Raw genomic sequence first — 16,927 nt, 5'->3', positions numbered from 1 at the left:
GCGACCCTTCTGTCCTAGCCGCGCGGCGCGACTTCGTAGAGCCAGGCGTCGCCGTTCGCGATCGCGGTGTCCGGGTCGCCGAGGCTCGTGCCCTCCGGCAGGTACTTGTCCGCGATCATCTGGAGGACGGGCGCGACCATGGGCCCTTCCATGATCCGGACGAGCTGCCGCTCGTAGATCGTGTCGTCGACCCGGAGCAGGATCCGGTTGTCCTTCTCGACCTCGTGGGGCCACTGCTTCCAGATCTTGCCGAAGGTCGTGTTCATGTAGCCGGACACGATGTAGACCTTGTTCTCGTGCTCGGCGACCCAGGTGATCCGCGAACGCGGGGGATCGAGGAGCTGGAACTCGACCTCGTCGCGGGTCCGCATGAACGACCAGTCGGGCTCGGGGCCCGTGTAGCGCTCGCCGCGCTCGAAGGGGCCGCCGGGGACGATGGCGATCGGCCCGTCGTGGATCCGGGCGTAGCCGAGGAAGAGGACGAGGACGAGAACGATCAGGCCGACGAGGCCTGCGGTGATCTTGAGGGCAGTCTGCATGGGGACCTCTCGGCGCGCGGACGGGGCGTGCGGAAGAACGCGCCCCGCGGAGTCTGCCGGACCCCGGTGAACCGCGGAAGGGGGGCTTCGGCGGCCCCGGGTCGGGTCCTCTCGGCCTCACCGCTCCTGTGCTACCCCCTTCCGCGCTCCGGCGAAGAATCGCCCGGCGTCGTCTTGCGCGGTCCGCCATCGCCCCGGGCCCACGACCCGGGACCGGCGCCGCGAGATCCCGGCCCAATCCCTGTCCACAGAAGAGAAATCGAGGAGAAGATCCATGGGAGTCCTGAATGATCGCGTCGCATTGGTGACGGGCGCTGGCCGAGGCATCGGCGCGGCGGTCGCCGAGGGCCTGGCCGCCGAAGGCGCCGGCGTGGTGGTGAACGACCTGGGGGTCGATCTCGAGGGCGGCGGGACCGATCCCGGCCCGGCCAAGGAGGTCGCGGATCGGATCGTGGCGAACGGCGGGACCGCGATCCACGACGGAACGAACGTGACCGACTTCGACGGCGTCGAGGCGATGATCCAGCGGACGGTCGAGGAGCTCGGGCGGCTCGACATCCTGATCAACGTCGCGGGCATCGTGCGCGACGGCATGATCTTCAAGATGACCGAGCAGCAGTGGGACTCGGTCATCGACGTCCACCTGAAGGGCACGTTCAACACGACGCGCCACGCCTCGGTCCACTGGCGAGAGAACCGCGGCGGCGAGTTCCGCCTGATCAACTTCATCTCGGGCTCGGGCCTCTTCGGGGCGCCCTCCCAGCCGAACTACGCGGCCGCCAAGGCCGGGATCGTGGGGCTCACCTTCTCCTGCGCGAACGCGCTCCGGGGCTACGGCGTGACCTCGAACCTGATCGCGCCGGTCGCGACGACGCGCATGACCGAGGGCCTCGGTGCGCAGGGCTCCTTCAACTATTCGAAGGAGAACAAGCAGCTCTCGCCCGAGAACTGCGTGCCCGCGATCGTCTACATGGCGAGCGAGGCGTCGAGCTGGCTGAACCGTCGGGTCGTCAGCTCGGGCAACGGCAAGATCGGCCTCCACTCGAACTTCGACATGCAGATGGAGCTCGAAGCGTCGGCGGACGACGGCGTCTGGACGAACGAGGAAGCGGCGAAGGCGATGGAGGCGGGCTTCAAGGACGCCCCCGAGCAGATGAACCCCTGGGGCCGGAAGTAGGCGGGTTCAGCGCTCTCCGTGGAGCGCTCAGCGGTCTCCATGGAGCCTTCAGCGCTCTCCGTGGAGCCTTCAGCGCTCTCCGTATAGTGCGCGCAGGTCCTTCTTCAGGATCTTGCCCGCCGGATTTCGCGGGATCTCCCCGATCAGCTCGAGCTGTTCGGGGAGTTTCTGTTTCATGAGCTCGCGTTCGAGCAGGAACGAGACCATCTCGTCGAACTCGAGGGTCTCGCCCGGGGCGCACTGCACGACGGCACACACCCGCTCGCCGCTCGCCGGGTCCGGTAGGCCGATGACCGCGACATCGGCGATCTTCGGGTGCTGGTAGAGCAGGTCCTCGATCTCCTGGGCGCTGATGTTCTCGCCCTTGCGGATGATCACGTCCTTGAGGCGTCCGGTGATCACGACGTAGCCGTCGTCGTCGAGATAGCCGAGATCGCCCGTCCGGAAGAAGCCCTTCTCGTCGAAGGCGGCTTCGTTGAGGGATTCGTCGACGTAGCCCTTGAAGAGCTGGGGGCCGAAGGCGCGGATCTCGCCCTCGACGCCGGGGCCGGCTTCTTCGCCGGCCAGGGTCACGATCCGCATCGTCGCTTCGGGCGGGTTCACTCGCCCCTCGGTGTGGGCGAGCTTCTCGGCGGGACATCGCGTCGTGTTCATCGCGATGATCGGGCACTCCGTGAGCCCGTAGCCCGAGACGATCCCCACGCCTCCCATCTCCTCGACGAGGTCGTAGTGGAGCTGGGGCGGCTTGGGCGCGGCGCCACCCGGGAAGGTCCGGATGCGTGGGAAAAGCGGTTTGGTCGGATCTCGGCGTTGGTGCTCGAGATAGGCCTGGTGGAAGACGGTGCCCGCGGTCGCCTGGGTCACGCCGTGGCGCGCGAGGATCGGGATCGTCTCTTCCGGCGCGAAGATCTCGATCATGATCATCGCCGCGCCGGACATCAGCGTGCTGTAGAGCCAGCCGATCCCGCCGATGTGCGCCATCGGGAAGACGAGGGCGATCCGGTCGTCGTCCTTCAGGTCGAGCACATGCGCCATGCCCAGGGATTTGGCGTGGAGCGTCGCGTCCGTGTGTCGGGCGCCCTTCGGGTCCGACGTCGTGCCCGACGTGTAGAAGATCCACCGGACCGGAGCGTCCTGCGGCGTCGTCTCCGCGGGCGGGGCGGGGAGCGTGGCAGGGTCGCCGTCCGGGAGTCCGTCCGACAGATCGAGGATCGCGAGCTCGGGTTGGTCCGCCTGGAGCAGCGCGGCGAGGGCGCGGTAGTCGACGCCGCGGAACTCGCCCGGGTGCACGAGGAGCTTCGCCCCGGTCTGCTTCGTCACGAAGGAGAGCTCGCGCTCGCGATAGATCGGCAGGCACGGGTTCTGGACGACGGAGAGCCGGGCGAGGGCGCAGACGAGCAGGATCGTGTCGATCCGGCTCGGCAGGACCCAGGAGACCGCGTCGCCGGGGCCGACCCCCGTGGCCTGCAGGCCTGCGGCGATCCGCTCTGCCTGATCGCGCAGCGACGCGAAGGTCACTTCCCGGTCGCTCTCGTCGACCATGACCAGGGCGTCCGGCGTCGCCTGCGCGCGCTTCTCGAGGAGGGACCAGAAAGTCGGGGCTTCGAGCATCGAATCGTCCTCGCGTCGCTTCGTTCTAGCGACCGAGGTCGGTGATCACGGCGCGGCCGACGTACTTCCCCGCCTCGAGCTCGTCGAAGACCGCGGGCAGCTCCGAGAGCGGGCCGGTCCGGCCGATGTGGCTCTTGACCTTGCCCGCGCCGGCGAGATCGACCAGCTCGCGCATGTCCTGCACATTGCCCACTGCCGAGTAGATCAGGGTCGGGTCCTTGAAGAAGAACTCGAAGGGGTTGAGCTCGAGGTTGCCCTCGGCGGTCGCCGGCAGGCCGACCGCCACGAAGAGCCCGCTGCGTCGCAGCAGCTGGAGGCCGAGCTTGAACCCGACGAGCTTGGCGGTGAAGGCGATGCTCGCGTGGACACCGCCGTCCTTGAACTCGCTCGCGACGAGCCCCGGCGCATCTTCCGGCGAGACCGCGTAGTCGGCGCCCAGGGACTCGACGAACTTGAGCCGCTCCTCGCCGACATCGACCCCCACGACCGTGTAGCCGAAGGCCTTGGCGATCTGGACCGCGTAGTGGCCGAGGCCGCCGGCGGCGCCGACGATCGCGACGGGGCTGCCCGGCTGGACGCCGTGCTTGAAGAGCTTCTTGACGGCGCCGTACGCGGTCAGGCCGCCGCAGGCGAGGGGGGCTTCTTCGTCGCCGACGCTGTCGGGCAGCTTCACGAGTCCCTTGGCGAAGGTGCAGAACTCCTCGGCGAAGGTGCCCATCACGCCCTGGGTCTGCGCGCAGTGGCGCGGCTCGCCGCTCATGCAGAACTCGCAGGCGCCGCACCAGTAGCCGCCGCCGGTTCCACCGAGACCGAGGATCACCCGGTCGCCGACCTGGATCGACGGGTCCGCGTTCTCGCCGAGGGCCGTCACGACGCCGATCGCTTCGTGGCCGACGGGGCTCGTGTCCGGCACGCCGGCCCAGTCTCCGCGTACGATGTGGAGATCCGAATGGCAGACCCCGGCGGAGGAGATACGGATCCGGGCCTGGTCGGGGCCGGGCTCGGGGAGCGGCATGTCCTGGATCTCGAGGGTTCCAGCGTTCAGGAGGGCGGCTTTCATCGGGGACTCCGTGGGTGACGTCGAGTGGCAGGCCCCGTCCGATCGCGTTCGGACGGGACTCCCGATTATGGCAGCCCGGTGGTCGACCGCCACGCGGCGGGTCCGAGTGGGGAAATCCGCCGTCCATTCGAGGCCCGGGTCGCGGGGACGCCGAGGCCCCGGCGACCCGGAGCGGGGCCGACACGATCGAGTGTCGGTTCGTCCGGGGCGGGTCGAAGTGGTCTCGCCCTCGTGTGTGGGCGTCGGCGCGGCGGTATCCTCGCGTCGTGTCGTCTCCTTCCGCCAAAGGAAGCCTCGGTTCGGCGATCGCGCACGAGCCCGCGCGGTCGGATCCCGATGCCGAGGTGCTCTGGATCCGCCCGTCGGGTCGCGCCTTGTCCGTGACGCTGTGCTCGGTCGCCTACTTCGCGAGCGGCTGGCTGGCCCTGCAGACCCACCAGCCGGAGTCGGAGATCACGCTCCTCTGGCCGCCGCCCGGAATCGCGATCTTCATGCTGGCGCGCTTCGGTCGCGGCACCTGGCCGGCGATCGCGGTCGCCTCGATGGCGTTGAACCTCCAGATCGGCTCGCCGCTCGTCTCGGCGGTGGTCATCACGATCGGCAACGTCTCCGGCCCGCTCCTCGCCGTCCATCTCATGTCGAGGCGGCTCCCCCCGCGCCCCTATGACGGCGTCTTCGGTTCCATGCGGGTGGTGGCGATCATCGTCGGGAGCATGGTCGTGCCGGCGATCTTCGGTCCGACCTCGCGCATCCTCGGCGGCCTGATGGAGTGGCCGCGTCTCGGGGAGGCGATCGTCGTCTGGTGGGCGGGCTACGCACTCGGTGCGGTGCTCGTCGGGTCCCTGTTGCTCTCGTATCGACCTTCGACGGCCCGCGCGCTCCGCACACCGCAGGGGCTCGCGCTCTACGCCCTCTCTGTGGGCGGCGTGGGTCTGGCGAGTGCGCTGGCCTTCTACGGCGAGGGCATCCTGTCCTTCGTCTTCGCGACGCTGCTCGTGCTCGCGGTGGTCAGCGTGCGGGAGCCGCGTTTCACGAGCGCGAGCGCGGTCCTGGTGGGTGCGCTGGTCGCGATCGTCGCGACGACGCAGGGAATGGGGCCCTTCGCGCGGGATTCGATCCATGCCGCGATGCCCATCGCCCTGTCCTACGTCACGATCCTGCTCGCGCTGCAGATCGTCGTGCAGGGCATGGTCGCCGACCGCCGCGCGTTGACGGAGGCCGAGCAGGAGAAGCGCCGATTGCTCGAGGCCACGCCGGATTCGATCATGCTCGTCGGCCTCGACGGTCGAATCGTCGACGCGAACGACCGGGCGTGTCAGAGCTTCGGGTGCCGACGTCGAGAGCTGGTCGGGCGCCTCGCCTCCGACTTCGATCAGACGGGGACGCCCGAGATCGTCGCCGGGCTCGTCCGGCGCGTCCTCGACGAGGGAGAGTTCACCTTCGAGACCGAGCACCTCGACGCCGCCGGTCAGCCCTATCCGGTCGAGATCCACGTCTCGCCCTATCGCGTGGGCGACGTGGAGTGCGCCGTCGCCGTGTCCCGCGACATCTCGGATCGCAAGGAGGCGGAGCGCCGCCTTCACCAGAAGCAGCGGGTCGAAGCGCTCGGCAGTCTCGCCGGCGGAATCGCGCACGACCTGAACAACACGCTGTCCCCGGTCCTTCTTTCGGTCGACGCGCTCTACGAGCGCCTGGGCGCGAACGATCCGCTCGTCGCGACGGTCGAGAAGAGCGCGGAGCGGGCGGTCGACATGATCCGTCACCTGCTCGGCTTCGCGCGGGGCGCCGAGGGCACGCGTGACGACGTGGATCCCTTCGAGCTCCTCGACGAGCTCGATCGGATCGTGACCGCGACCTTCCCGAAGACCCTCGACTTCGAGATCGAGGCGCCGGACGCGCTTCCGATGCTGCGCGCCGATGCGACGCAGCTCCACCAGGTCTTCGTGAACCTCTGCGTGAACGCACGGGACGCGATGCCGGAAGGCGGGACGATTCATCTACGGGTGACGACGACGCAGGTCGGGCCCGGCGAGATGGACCGGGAGGAGGGGCCTGCGATCGCGAACCCCGGGCGCTTCGTCGTCTTCGAGGTCGAGGATTCCGGGCCGGGGATCCCGGAAGCGATCCGGCCGCGGATCTTCGAGCCCTTCTTCTCCACGAAGCCGGCGAACGAAGGGACCGGGCTCGGCCTCGCGAGCGCCTCGGGCATCGTCGGGAACCACGGAGGCGCGATCCACGTCGGCCGCTCCGAAGCGGGCGGTGCGCGCTTCCGCGTCTACCTGCCGGCCCTCGAGCGCGAAGCCCACGCGCCCGAGGAGCCGGAGCGCCACGCCGTAGAGGCCGTCCTGTCCGATTCCGGAGCGCTCGCCGTCGGGGGACACGCGCCGCCGAGCGAGGCCGGGGACGCACGGCGTGCGTCTTCGTCCGGGCCCGAGCGAGGCCGCGTGCTCCTGGTCGACGACGAGGCCTCGATCCGGGAAGTGGCCGAGCAGGCGCTCCGGCGTTTCGGGTTCGAGGTGTACGCGGCCGGCGATGCGCACGAGGCGCTCGCGCTCTTCGATCGGGTCGCGCCTCTCGACGCGGTCGTCTCCGATCTGCGGATGCCGGGGATGAGCGGGGAGGCGCTGATCGAGGCGTTGCGAGAAAGGGCCCCCGGTCTGCCCGCGGTCCTCACCTCCGGCTACATGGGAGACGCCGAACGGGTCTCGGGGACCCGGGTAGACGCACCCGAGGTCGTGCGGCTGAACAAGCCCTACCGGATCCGTGCGCTTCGGAAAGCGCTCGACCGAGCACTCGGCGAGACCTTGCCGAAAGAGGGCTGACGGAGGACGGGCTCCGCGCGCGCTCCCTTCGTCTCGTCAGGCGCCGGGGGGCGTCGGCTTGAGACCGAAGCGACGTGCCACGTCGTCGAGGTCCAGATCGTGATCGGCGAGGACCTCGGGCAGCGCGTCGGCGATCGCGTCGACGAGGTCCTCGAGATCCTCCCGCGTATGATGGCGCGTGACGGTGAAGCGGAGACCGGTCCGGTCCGGCGGCACGGCCGGGAAGAGCGCGCAGCCGGCCATGAAGCCGCGCCGGACCAGCGCCTCGGCCATCTCGATCGACGCGTCCTGGGGGCCCACACCGACGAAGCGGATCGGCGCGACCTCGTCTCCATGGAGCAGCGGAAGGCCCGCGGCCCGGGCGAGGGCGTTCAGCGTCTCGACCCGCTCCCGAAGCTCCGCCTGGAGCCGGGGCAGGTCCGCCCCGCCGTGCACGCGCGCCGAGGCGAGGGCGGCGCCGAGCATCGGGGGCTGCATCGGGCCACCGAAGTTGGTGGGCCCCGACACGTGCCGGACCCGCCGCTTCATCTCTTCGTTCGGGAAGCAGAGCGCGCCGCCGCCCGCGGCGAAGGACTTGTTGAGCGAGAGCGCGACGACGACCCGGTCGTGTTCACCGAGCCGTTCGAGGGCGAGCCCGCGTCCGTGTCGCCCGGCCCAGCTCGTTCCGTGGGCGTCGTCGACGTAGAGGTGGAGCGCCGGGTACGCAGCGAGCAGGCACTCGAGCGCATCGAAGGGCGCCGCGTCCCCGTACATGCTGAAGAGTCCGTCGAGGGCGAGCCATACGCGTCGGTGGGTCGCGGAGAGTTTGCGCGTACGGCTCTCGACCCGGTCGAGCGCTCCGTGGGGGACGGTCTCGACGTGGACCCCGGTTGCGGCGAGGGTCGGGAGCACGCTCTGCACGGACATGTGCACCTGCTGATCCAGCAAGAGCGCATCGCGCTCGTCGAGGAGCGAGGGCAGCGCTGCAGCGGTGGCGAGGGAGGTGGTCGGCAGAACGAGCGTGGGGCGATCGGTGTTGGCCTCGAGCGCTTCTTCGAGGGCCGCATAGGGCGGAGCGGAGACGAAGGCCCGGGACATCGAGAACTGCGTGCCGTAGCGCCGGGTCGCGTCGATCGCGCCTTCGATCAGCCGCTCGTCGAGCTCGAGGCCCAGATAGCTGCACGAGGAAAAGTTGCGCAGCGTTCGTCCGTCGATCTGGAGCGTTCGCCCGTCGAGGCGTTCGTCTTCCGCGTCGAGCAGACCGAGGCGGCGCTCGCGGGCGAGTGCGCCCACGCGATCGCAGGCATCGAGGATGTCGGAGAACCTGGGCATGGCGGACCGTCATGGCGCGCGTCCCGACGAGCGAAACGTGCGCGAGGGTGCTTCCCCTCGTCGTCGCCGTGGACGTCTCCGTCTGTGATCCCGCGCACGGTCCAGCGAAGGCGCACCGAGCCTGCTGCCCCCTTGCCGCTCGGAGATCAGTCGGCCGAATCGTCCGAGGCCGGCAGGTCGAGGTGGGCGACGAGGCGTTCGAGCCGCGATTCCATGTCCTGCCAGTCGGCCGTGTTCTCTTCGAGCAGGCGCCGGAGCTGCGCGTTCAGCGCACGCGCCCGTCCGAACTCCAGCGCGAAGGCGATCCACGCTTCGAGGGGGGCGATGCTCTCGAGGTCGTCGCCCTCGAGCACGGCCCACAGCGCGATCTGGCCGATCTCGCGCTCGCCGACCCGAAGCGCGACGGTGCGTTCCGGCGATCCGCTGCGTCGTCCGCCGCGCGCACTTCCTTCTTCTTCCCCTTCGGCGGACCGGAGGGTGAGCGAGGCCCCGGCGATCTCGTGCCGCTCGAGCAAGAGGGACACGAGGCCTTCGAGGAGCGACTTGGTCGAATCGGAATCCCCGAGGAGGAGGTCGGCCAGGTTCTGGAGCGTGGACTTGTCGCGTTGCTCGCGGTCCAGCTCGGCGGAGACGAGATGGAGGCTGCGTCGTTCGGTGAGCAGCGCCTCCCGCGCGAATCCGATCTCCTCGATCTCGTCGAGGGCCGAGCGCGCGCGGAGAGTCGCTCCGACGCCGGAGGCGCGCTCCACGGGCCGCGTGCGCCAGCGGTCGCGGAAGCGGCGTCGCGGCGGTGGCGTGATCAGGAACTCGCCTTCGCGTCCGTCGTGGTGGACCTCGACGAGGGCATCCGTCTGTCCGGTGAGACGCGGAATCGCGCGGAGCGTTCCCGTCAGCCCCGAGAAGAACTCGGGACAGGCCTCGTGCTCGGGATGGATCTTCACGATCTCGCGCAGGCGCCCGTCGGGAAGGGTCTCGCACACGCCGTGGGTTCCCTGGAAGACCCAGGGACCCCACCATCGGGGCGCGAGATGGAAGAGCGGTCGGGAGTCGGCGAGTCGGGGGAGGATCCGACGGATGGCCGAGGGAACCGAATCGACGACGGCCTCCGAGGCCAGGTCCCGGATCACGTCTTCGCCGAGCATCCGGGTCGCGCGCGCGGCGAAGGGAACGAAGGACGTCCAGGGCACGCGGCCGCGCCGGTCTTCGAAGCGCTCGATCGCGGCGCCCGTGCCCTCGGCGAGGGCGCGCACGTCGAATCCACGGGCGCGGGCTTCGGCGACGATCGGCGCGCTGCAGACGCCGGCGACCTGGCCGGTCGAGAAGTCGGCGAGGGTGGCGGTGGGCGAACTCAAGACGGACTCCTCCGATCACCCCCGAATTCCGCCAGTCTAGACCGTGAGTTGCCGGTCGGCAGCCGGCACGCCCCGGAAAGGCGCGCGCTTCGCGGCGGGTGCTGCGATCCCGCCCCAGTTCGCGGGCGCCGTCGTCGCTCGTGCGTCGATCACGGGTCGGAAACGGCCCGTCTACCCGGACCACGCCGGGTGCGCCGACCTCAGCCCTTCTTGATGTTCAGGACCTGGGACGACGTGAATTCGGCAAGGCCCCACGACCCGTTCTCGACCCCCATGCCCGATTCCTTGACGCCACCGAACGGAAGGAAGGGGGAGAGGTTGAAGTGCTGATTGACCCAGGCGGAGCCCGTCTCGAGCCGGCCGGCCATCTCCGTCGCCTTCTCCGTGTCTGCGCTCCAGACGGACCCGCCGAGTCCGAAGCGCGTGTCGTTCGCGCGGTGCAGGACGTCCTCGTCGGACTCGAAACGGATCACGGGGAGGATGGGGCCGAAAGGCTCTTCGTCGACGAGGCGATCGCCGTCCGTGAGGTCGGCGACGATCGTGAGCGGGAAGAAGTAGCCCTTGCCTTCGTGGGGCTCGCCGCCCACCAGGAAGCGTCCGCCGTCCGCTCTGGCGCTCTTCGCGAGATCGCAGACGATGTCGTACTGCATGGCGTTCTGGACCGGTCCGTAGTCCGTTCCCTCGGCCATGCCGTCGCCTACGGTCTTCTCGTTGGCGCGGGCCACGAGCGCGTCGCACATCTCGTCGTAGAGGTCGTCGTGAACGTAGAGGCGCTTGATCGCGCCGCAGACCTGGCCGCTGTTCTGGAAGGCCATGTCGAAGATCGGTCCTGCGATCTCCTCGGGGTTGGCGTCGGCGCGCACGATCGCGGCGTCGTTGCCACCGAGCTCGAGGGTGATGCGCTTCAAGTTGCCCGCCGCGCTCGCCATGATCTTCTTGCCCGTCGGCCCGGAGCCCGTGAAGGAGATCTTGTCGACGTCCGGGTGCTCGGTGATCCAACGGCCGAGGTCGTCGCCGCCGCACACGACGTTGAGGACGCCCTTCGGCACGATCTCGCGCACGATCTCGCCGAAGCGCATCACCGCGAGCGGCGTGTAGGGCGAGGGCTTGAGGACCATCGTGTTTCCGGTGAGCAGTGCCGGCGCGACCTTCCACATCGAGAGCAGAAGCGGATAGTTCCACGGCGTGATCGCTCCGACGACCCCGAGCGGTCGACGGTGGAGCTCGACGCGGGTCGCGTCGTCTTCGGAGATCACCTCGACCGGGAGGTCGAGGGTCGCGAGCGCCCGCATCCACATGGCCGTGCCGCCGACCTCGAACTGTGCGTGCTGGAGCGCCTTGCCCTGCTCGCGCGTCAACAGCGCGGCGAGGGTCGACAGATCCGCCTCGATCGCGTCCGCCATGGCGAGCAGGATGGCGCGGCGCTCGTCCAGGGACTTCGCGCGCCAGGCCGGGAAGGCCGCGCGGGCCGCGGCGACCGCGGCTTCGAGGTCTTCGCGGGACGCGTCCGGAGCCTGCGCGAAGACCTCCTCGGTCGCGGGATTCACGACGCCGAAGGTGGTGTCGGTCGGAACGGCCTGGCCGTCGATCAGGAGCGTGGCGTCGGACATGTGCGGGACCTCGGTCGCGGTGGAACGCGGCCGAGAATAGTTCATTCGTGCCGCGCGAGCGGGGAAGGGAACTCCGCGTCGATCGGGGCCAGGGCCGCTCGTGAACCTCCTCCGACTCGATCGTCGCGGGGGAATCGGGCTTCGCGCGGCGTGAACCTGCGCGATACGATCGGGATCCCTTTGAACCGCCACGCCCGGAGCCCCGAATGAGCGACCGCAAGGAAGAAGAACGACGTGCCAACGCCGAGGCCTGGGAGGAGACGCTCAAGGATCTCGAGCAGCGTCGCGTCGCCGCCCGGGCGATGGGGGGCGACGAGCGCCTCGCGAAGCACCATGGCCAGGGCAAGCTCGATGCGCGTGCGCGGATCGACCATCTGCTCGACGACGGATCCTTTCGCGAGCTCGGCACCCTCGCCGGCAACGCCGACACGCCGTCGGACGCGGTGGTGATCGGGGCGGGCGAGGTCGACGGTCGTCCGGTGATCGTCGCCGCCGAGGATTTCACCGTGAAGGCCGGCACGATCGGGCGCGCGTCGAACTCGAAGCGCTATCGCGTGGCCGAGCTCGCGCTGCGCGATCGCGTGCCGCTCGTGATGATGCTCGACGGCGCGGGGCATCGTCCCGAACCCGGCGCCCACGCCCGCACCCCCGTCGACATGATCGCGCAGTTCGCCTGCTCCGGTCGCGTCCCGCTGATCACCGCCGTGTTGGGCTCCTCTGCGGGCCACGGCGCCCTCGTGGCGCCGGTCTCGGACTTCGCCGTGATGAGCAAGCACGCGGCCGTCTTCACCGCCGGACCACCCGTCGTCCGGGAGTCGCTCGGCGAGACGGTCACGAAGGAAGAGCTCGGGGGGCCCAAGGTGGCCCTCGCCAGCGGGCTGATCCACAACGCGGGAAAGGACGACGCCGAGGCCCTCGATCTCGTGCGACGCTACCTGCGCTACGTGCCCTCGTCCGCCTGGTCCTATCCGCCGGACGTCGACACGGGCGACACCGATCGCCGGCTCGTCCCCGAGGCGCTCGAGATCGTCCCGCGGAACGGGCGCAAGCTCTACGACATCCGCCGCCTGATCGAGGTCGTCTTCGATCGGGACTCGTTCTTCGAGATCCAGCCGAAGTTCGGCAAGACCGTCGTCTGCGGCCTGGCCCATCTCGGGGGGCACCCGGTCGCGATCATGGCGAACCAGCCCAAGGTGATGGCGGGCTCCGTCGACGTCGACGGCGCGGACAAGGCCGCGCACTTCGTGAACGTCGCCGACTCGTTCCACCTCCCGCTGGTCATGCTCGCGGACAACCCGGGCGTGATGCCGGGGACCGCCTCCGAACGGAAGGGGATCCTCCGTTCCGGCGCGCGCATGTTCGCGGCCCAGTCGAACCACCGCGGCCCGAAGCTCCAGGTCACGCTCCGGAAGGCCTACGGCTTCGGCTCCATGGTGATGGGGATGATGGGCTTCGACGGGCAGTCGGGCGTCTTCGGCTATCCCGGCGTGACCCTCGGCGCGATGGGTGCGGGGGCGCTCAGCGCGTCGCGCAAGTCCGACGAGGACGAGGCGGCGATGCTTCGCGAGATCGAGCTCAAGGCGTCGTATTCGTCGGCCAGCTCGCTCGGCTTCGACGAGATGATCGACCCTCGCGAGACGCGGAACGTGCTGCTCGACAGTCTCGAACGCGCGCTGTCCTCGCGACAAGCCGCGCCGGAGCCGGTGGCCCGGGTGGGGATCATGCCCTGACCCGAAGCCGACGCGACGACCCAACCCCGAAATGAGGAGGCCAGGCCGATGACCGAAGTGATGAAGGGGATCACGATCCTCGAGGTGGCGGAACACACCTTCGTACCTGCCGCGTCGGCGATCCTGGCGGACTGGGGCGCGACCGTCATCAAGGTGGAGCACGCCGAACGCGGGGACGCGATGCGCGGGCTCGGCAAGACCGGCGTGATCAGTCTCGACGGGGACGTCCACATCCTGAACGAGCACTCGAACCGCGGGAAGCAGTCGATCGGGATCGATCTGACCAGGCCCGAAGGGCGGGACGTGCTCTACCGCCTCGCGAAGCAGGCCGACGTCTTCCTGACGAACAAGCTGCCCAAGGTGCTCGAGAAGCTCGAGATCTCGCCGGAACGGATCCGCCAGGAGAATCCGGACATCGTCTACGTCCGCGGCACGTCGTTCGGCGCGCGCGGTCCCGACGCGAATCGAGGCGGCTACGACATGACGGCCTTCTGGTGTCGCGCGGGCAATGCGGCGACGGTCACGCCACTCGAGATGGAAGGCATCCTCGGACAGCCGGCGCCCGCGTACGGGGACTCCCTCGGTGGCATGACCATCGCCGGCGGGATCTGTGCGGCGCTCCTCCAGCGCGAGCGGACCGGTCACGCGCCGATCGTCGACGTTTCGCTCCTCGCGACCGGCGGCTGGGCCCTGTCCGCCGCGATCGCGCTCTCGAAGCAGAGCGGCAACCGCTGGTCGACGGGCATGCCCGGCAAAGCCCAGGGCTTCAACCCGCTCGTCCACGTCTACCGGACGAAGGACGATCGCTACATCTCCTTCGTGATGCTCCAGGCCTTCCACTACTGGCCGGACTTCTGCGAGCACATCGGTCGTCCGGATCTCGTGACCGACCCGCGCTTCGATTCGAACGAGAATCTCACGAAGCACACCGCGGAGGCGATCGCCGAGATCGTGCCGGTCCTGGCGAGCCGGACCTTCGCCGAGTGGACCGAGACGTTCCAGACCCTGAAAGGCCAGTGGGCGCCGGTTCAGGACACCCTGGACTTCCCGAACGATCCGCAGGTCGTCGCCAACGGATACATGACGCAGACCGAGACGAAGGAGGGCACGCCCTTCGAGCTCGTGACGACGCCGGTCCAGTTCGACGAGGAGCCCGCCCAGACGAGCCGTGCGCCGGAGTTCAACGAACACGGCGACGAGATCCTGTCCGGCCTCGGGCTCAGCGAGGAGGAGATCCTCGAGCTGCGGATCGCGGGGGCGGTCACCTGACCGCGCCCGCGCGTCATTCGCGCGGGAGCCCGAGGACGCGTTCGGCGATGATGTTCCGCTGGATCTCGGAGGAGCCGGCGGAGATCGTTCCGCCGAAGGTGCTGAAATAGCCTTCGAGGGCGCCGATCGCGCGCCGATGGTTGCTGCGGCCGCTCGTCGTCGCGAGGGCGTCGCTTCCGTTCCACTCGGCGGCGACGCGCGCCAGGTCGCGACTCGTCTCGCTCGCGTAGGCCTTCATGAGTGCCTGTTCGGGCGCGTTCCCGCCCTTCACGAAGCGGGCGAAGCCGCGATAGCCGAGGGCGCGGAGCGCCCTGGTCTCGATGTACAGCCGGACCACGTCGTCCGCGGCCAACGCACGCTCGGCGGGGGTGAGGGCCGGCATCCAGTTCTTCGACAGGTCGAGGAGCGACGTCATCGATCGCTCGATCGCGAGGACCGAGTCGAGCCAGACCATGCTTCGCTCGTGGGCGAGGGAGCCGTTCGCCATCCGCCAGCCGTCGTTCTCCTCGCCGACGAGGTTCCGGGTCGGGACACGGACGTCGTCGAGGAAGACCTCGGCCAGGTCCGGCGTGTCCGGATGGACGATCTCCTTGAGCGGCTTCACCTCGAGCCCGGGCGTATCCATCGGGACGAGGATGATCGAGATGCCTCGATGCTTCCGCGCGTTCGGGTCCGTGCGGCAGAAGAGAAAGCAGAAGTCCGCGTACGCGGCGCCGGAGGTCCAGACCTTCTGCCCGTTCAGGACCCATTCGTCGCCGTCGCGGACGGCGGCGGTCTTCAGATTCGCCAGGTCGCTGCCGGCGTCGGGCTCGCTCATGCCCAGGCACGCGGTCCGCTCGCCGCGCAGGACCGGCATCGCGAACTCCTCGACCTGATCCGGCCGACCGTAGTCCAGAATCGAAGGCGAGATGATCCCGAGGCCCTGCGGGTTCGTCGTGCGCGGCACGCCGGCTTCGGTCAGCGCTTCGAGATAGACGAGGGTCTCGACCGGGCCCGCGTTCCGTCCCCCGAGCTCCGGCGGCCAGCCGGGCACGAGCCAGCCCGCGTCGAACATCCGCCGTGCCCAACGCCGCGCCCAGTCCGGTGCGTGTGCGCTCGAGACGGCCGGATCCGCCTCCATCTCCTCGGCGGAGGGCCGGTTCTCCTCGAGCCAGGCCAGGAACTCGTCGCGAAAGGCGAGGGTCGCCTCGTCGAACTGCAGCTTCATGCGGATTCGCCCCCCGTCGACGTCGTCCGACCGAGTCCCAGGCGGTCGGCGAGGACCGTGCGGTGCCAGGCGCTCGTGCCGCAGAGCACCTCGCCGGCCTTCGCGCGCTTGAGCCAGAAGTGGAGGTCCTGCTCCCAGGTGAAGCCGAGGCCGCCGTGGAGCTGGAGTCCGTCCTCGGCGAGGAGGCGCTGGCAGTCGCCCGCCGCGGCCTTCGCCAGGTGCGCGACTTCTCCGCGGGAAGCGTCGTTCTCGGCGATCGAGACCGCCGCGAAATAACAGAGCGCAGTCGCGCGTTCGACGGCGAGGTACATCTCGGCGAAGCGGTGCTTGAGGGCCTGGAAGGAGCCGATCACGCGGTCGTACTGCTTTCGGATCTTCGCGTAGGCCAGCGTCTCTTCGAAGATCAGTCGACACGCGCCGACCATGTGCAGCGCGAGCGCGACCGTCGCGGGCTCCATCACCCGGGCGAGGCGGGCCTCTGCGTCGGCGGCGGGGGCGATCAGGACGCGGGCCGGCGCGTCGGGGAAGGTGACGTCGGCGATCAGCAGGGCGGGGTCGAGTCCCGGGAGCGCTTCGACCCGGGCGTCGCGCCGATCGACGGCGAAGAGGCCGGGGAAGCCCGTCTGCGCGTCGCGTGCGACGACGGCGAAGAGCTCCGCGGTCGCACCCGCGAGCACGCCGTCCTTGGTGCCCGTCACGCGCCAGTGCCCGTTCTCGGAGGTTGCGAGGCAGCCGAGGCGCGCGAGATCGAAGCGCCCCTGTTCTGCGAGAGCGAGGGTGCCGCGAAGCTCGCCGGCCGCGACACGCGCGAGGGTTTCGTCGTCCTCCGCCTCGACGAGCGCGGGGGTCAGCTGCGTCGCGGTCGCCAGGAGCGTGGCGGGCGCGGCCGCCCGCCCGAGCTCCTCGGCGAGCAGGGCGGTCTCGACGAAGCCGTAGCCGAGCCCGCCCGCGGATTCGGGCACCGAGAGCGAAGGCCAGCCGAGCTCGACCTGCTGCTTCCAGAGCGCTTCGCCGTCTTCGCCGTCCTCGTAGATCGCGCGGACGAGTGCCGGTGGGCAGCAATCCTCGAGGACCGAGCGGAAGTTGTCGCGGAGCTCCGCCTGTTCGTCGGAGAGCTCGAGATCCATCGCGTCTCTATCGCACCTCCGCGCTGCCTCGCCCCCGCCCTCGGAGCGCGGGCGCGCGCCGGCGGCTCGGAACCGTTGCGAGCGACGTTCGCATAGCGGCGAAGTGCTCGCT

General features: G+C 69.7%; 12 protein-coding genes. 4 read left to right on the top strand and 8 right to left on the bottom strand.

The window, feature by feature from the left end; translation table 11 throughout:
* Positions 1-14 precede the first annotated feature (14 nt).
* Entirely contained in the window at positions 15-539 is a 525-nt protein-coding gene (locus NXI30_13410) for a hypothetical protein (protein MCR9095212.1), read from the bottom strand.
* Positions 540-813: 274 nt separating this feature from the next.
* Between NXI30_13410 and NXI30_13405 the strand changes: the two genes are divergently transcribed.
* Positions 814-1,716, top strand: a complete 903-nt coding sequence (locus tag NXI30_13405) for an SDR family NAD(P)-dependent oxidoreductase (GenBank protein MCR9095211.1) — start codon at positions 814-816, stop codon at positions 1,714-1,716.
* 69 nt (positions 1,717-1,785) lie between these two features.
* Here the strand turns inward: NXI30_13405 and NXI30_13400 are convergent, their stop codons facing one another.
* Entirely contained in the window at positions 1,786-3,327 is a 1,542-nt protein-coding gene (locus tag NXI30_13400; protein MCR9095210.1) for an AMP-binding protein, read from the bottom strand.
* A gap of 25 nt (positions 3,328-3,352) precedes the next feature.
* The gene (locus NXI30_13395; protein ID MCR9095209.1) at positions 3,353-4,387 is read right to left on the bottom strand and encodes a zinc-binding dehydrogenase; all 1,035 of its coding nucleotides are present in this window, start codon (positions 4,385-4,387) and stop codon (positions 3,353-3,355) included.
* 266 nt (positions 4,388-4,653) lie between these two features.
* Here NXI30_13395 and NXI30_13390 point away from each other — a divergent pair, with 266 nt between their 5' ends.
* Positions 4,654-7,209, top strand: coding sequence for an ATP-binding protein (locus NXI30_13390; protein ID MCR9095208.1), 2,556 nt, complete (start codon positions 4,654-4,656; stop codon positions 7,207-7,209).
* Positions 7,210-7,245: 36 nt separating this feature from the next.
* Here the strand turns inward: NXI30_13390 and NXI30_13385 are convergent, their stop codons facing one another.
* The 3 genes from NXI30_13385 to NXI30_13375 all read right to left on the bottom strand — a co-directional run bounded on the left by NXI30_13385 (position 7,246) and on the right by NXI30_13375 (position 11,482).
* Positions 7,246-8,520 carry an aminotransferase class I/II-fold pyridoxal phosphate-dependent enzyme gene (locus NXI30_13385; protein ID MCR9095207.1) on the bottom strand — a complete coding sequence of 425 codons (1,275 nt, stop codon included), beginning with the start codon at positions 8,518-8,520 and terminating at the stop codon, positions 7,246-7,248.
* A gap of 146 nt (positions 8,521-8,666) precedes the next feature.
* On the bottom strand, positions 8,667-9,872 hold the full coding sequence (locus NXI30_13380) for a hypothetical protein (GenBank protein MCR9095206.1): 1,206 nt from the start codon (positions 9,870-9,872) through the stop codon (positions 8,667-8,669).
* A 200-nt stretch (positions 9,873-10,072) separates the two neighbouring features.
* On the bottom strand, positions 10,073-11,482 hold the full coding sequence (locus NXI30_13375; protein MCR9095205.1) for an aldehyde dehydrogenase family protein: 1,410 nt from the start codon (positions 11,480-11,482) through the stop codon (positions 10,073-10,075).
* Positions 11,483-11,688: 206 nt separating this feature from the next.
* On the opposite strand from NXI30_13375, the gene NXI30_13370 reads away from it, so the two are divergent.
* The gene (locus tag NXI30_13370; GenBank protein ID MCR9095204.1) at positions 11,689-13,212 is read left to right on the top strand and encodes an acetyl-CoA carboxylase carboxyltransferase subunit; all 1,524 of its coding nucleotides are present in this window, start codon (positions 11,689-11,691) and stop codon (positions 13,210-13,212) included.
* Positions 13,213-13,260: 48 nt separating this feature from the next.
* A complete protein-coding gene (locus tag NXI30_13365; GenBank protein ID MCR9095203.1) occupies positions 13,261-14,481 on the top strand; it encodes a CoA transferase in 1,221 nt (406 codons plus the stop codon).
* 13 nt (positions 14,482-14,494) lie between these two features.
* Here the strand turns inward: NXI30_13365 and NXI30_13360 are convergent, their stop codons facing one another.
* The gene (locus NXI30_13360) at positions 14,495-15,688 is read right to left on the bottom strand and encodes an acyl-CoA dehydrogenase family protein (GenBank protein ID MCR9095202.1); all 1,194 of its coding nucleotides are present in this window, start codon (positions 15,686-15,688) and stop codon (positions 14,495-14,497) included.
* Complete coding sequence (locus NXI30_13355; GenBank protein ID MCR9095201.1) at positions 15,685-16,815, bottom strand: acyl-CoA/acyl-ACP dehydrogenase; 1,131 nt, start codon at positions 16,813-16,815, stop codon at positions 15,685-15,687. The genes NXI30_13360 and NXI30_13355 overlap by 4 nt, the downstream gene beginning before the upstream one ends.
* Between the last annotated feature and the right edge of the window lie 112 nt (positions 16,816-16,927).

It is taken from the genome of bacterium (assembly GCA_024742285.1).
Classification (GTDB): domain Bacteria; phylum Myxococcota_A; class UBA9160; order UBA9160; family UBA4427; genus UBA4427.
This window is presented reverse-complemented; position numbering and strand designations above follow the sequence as displayed.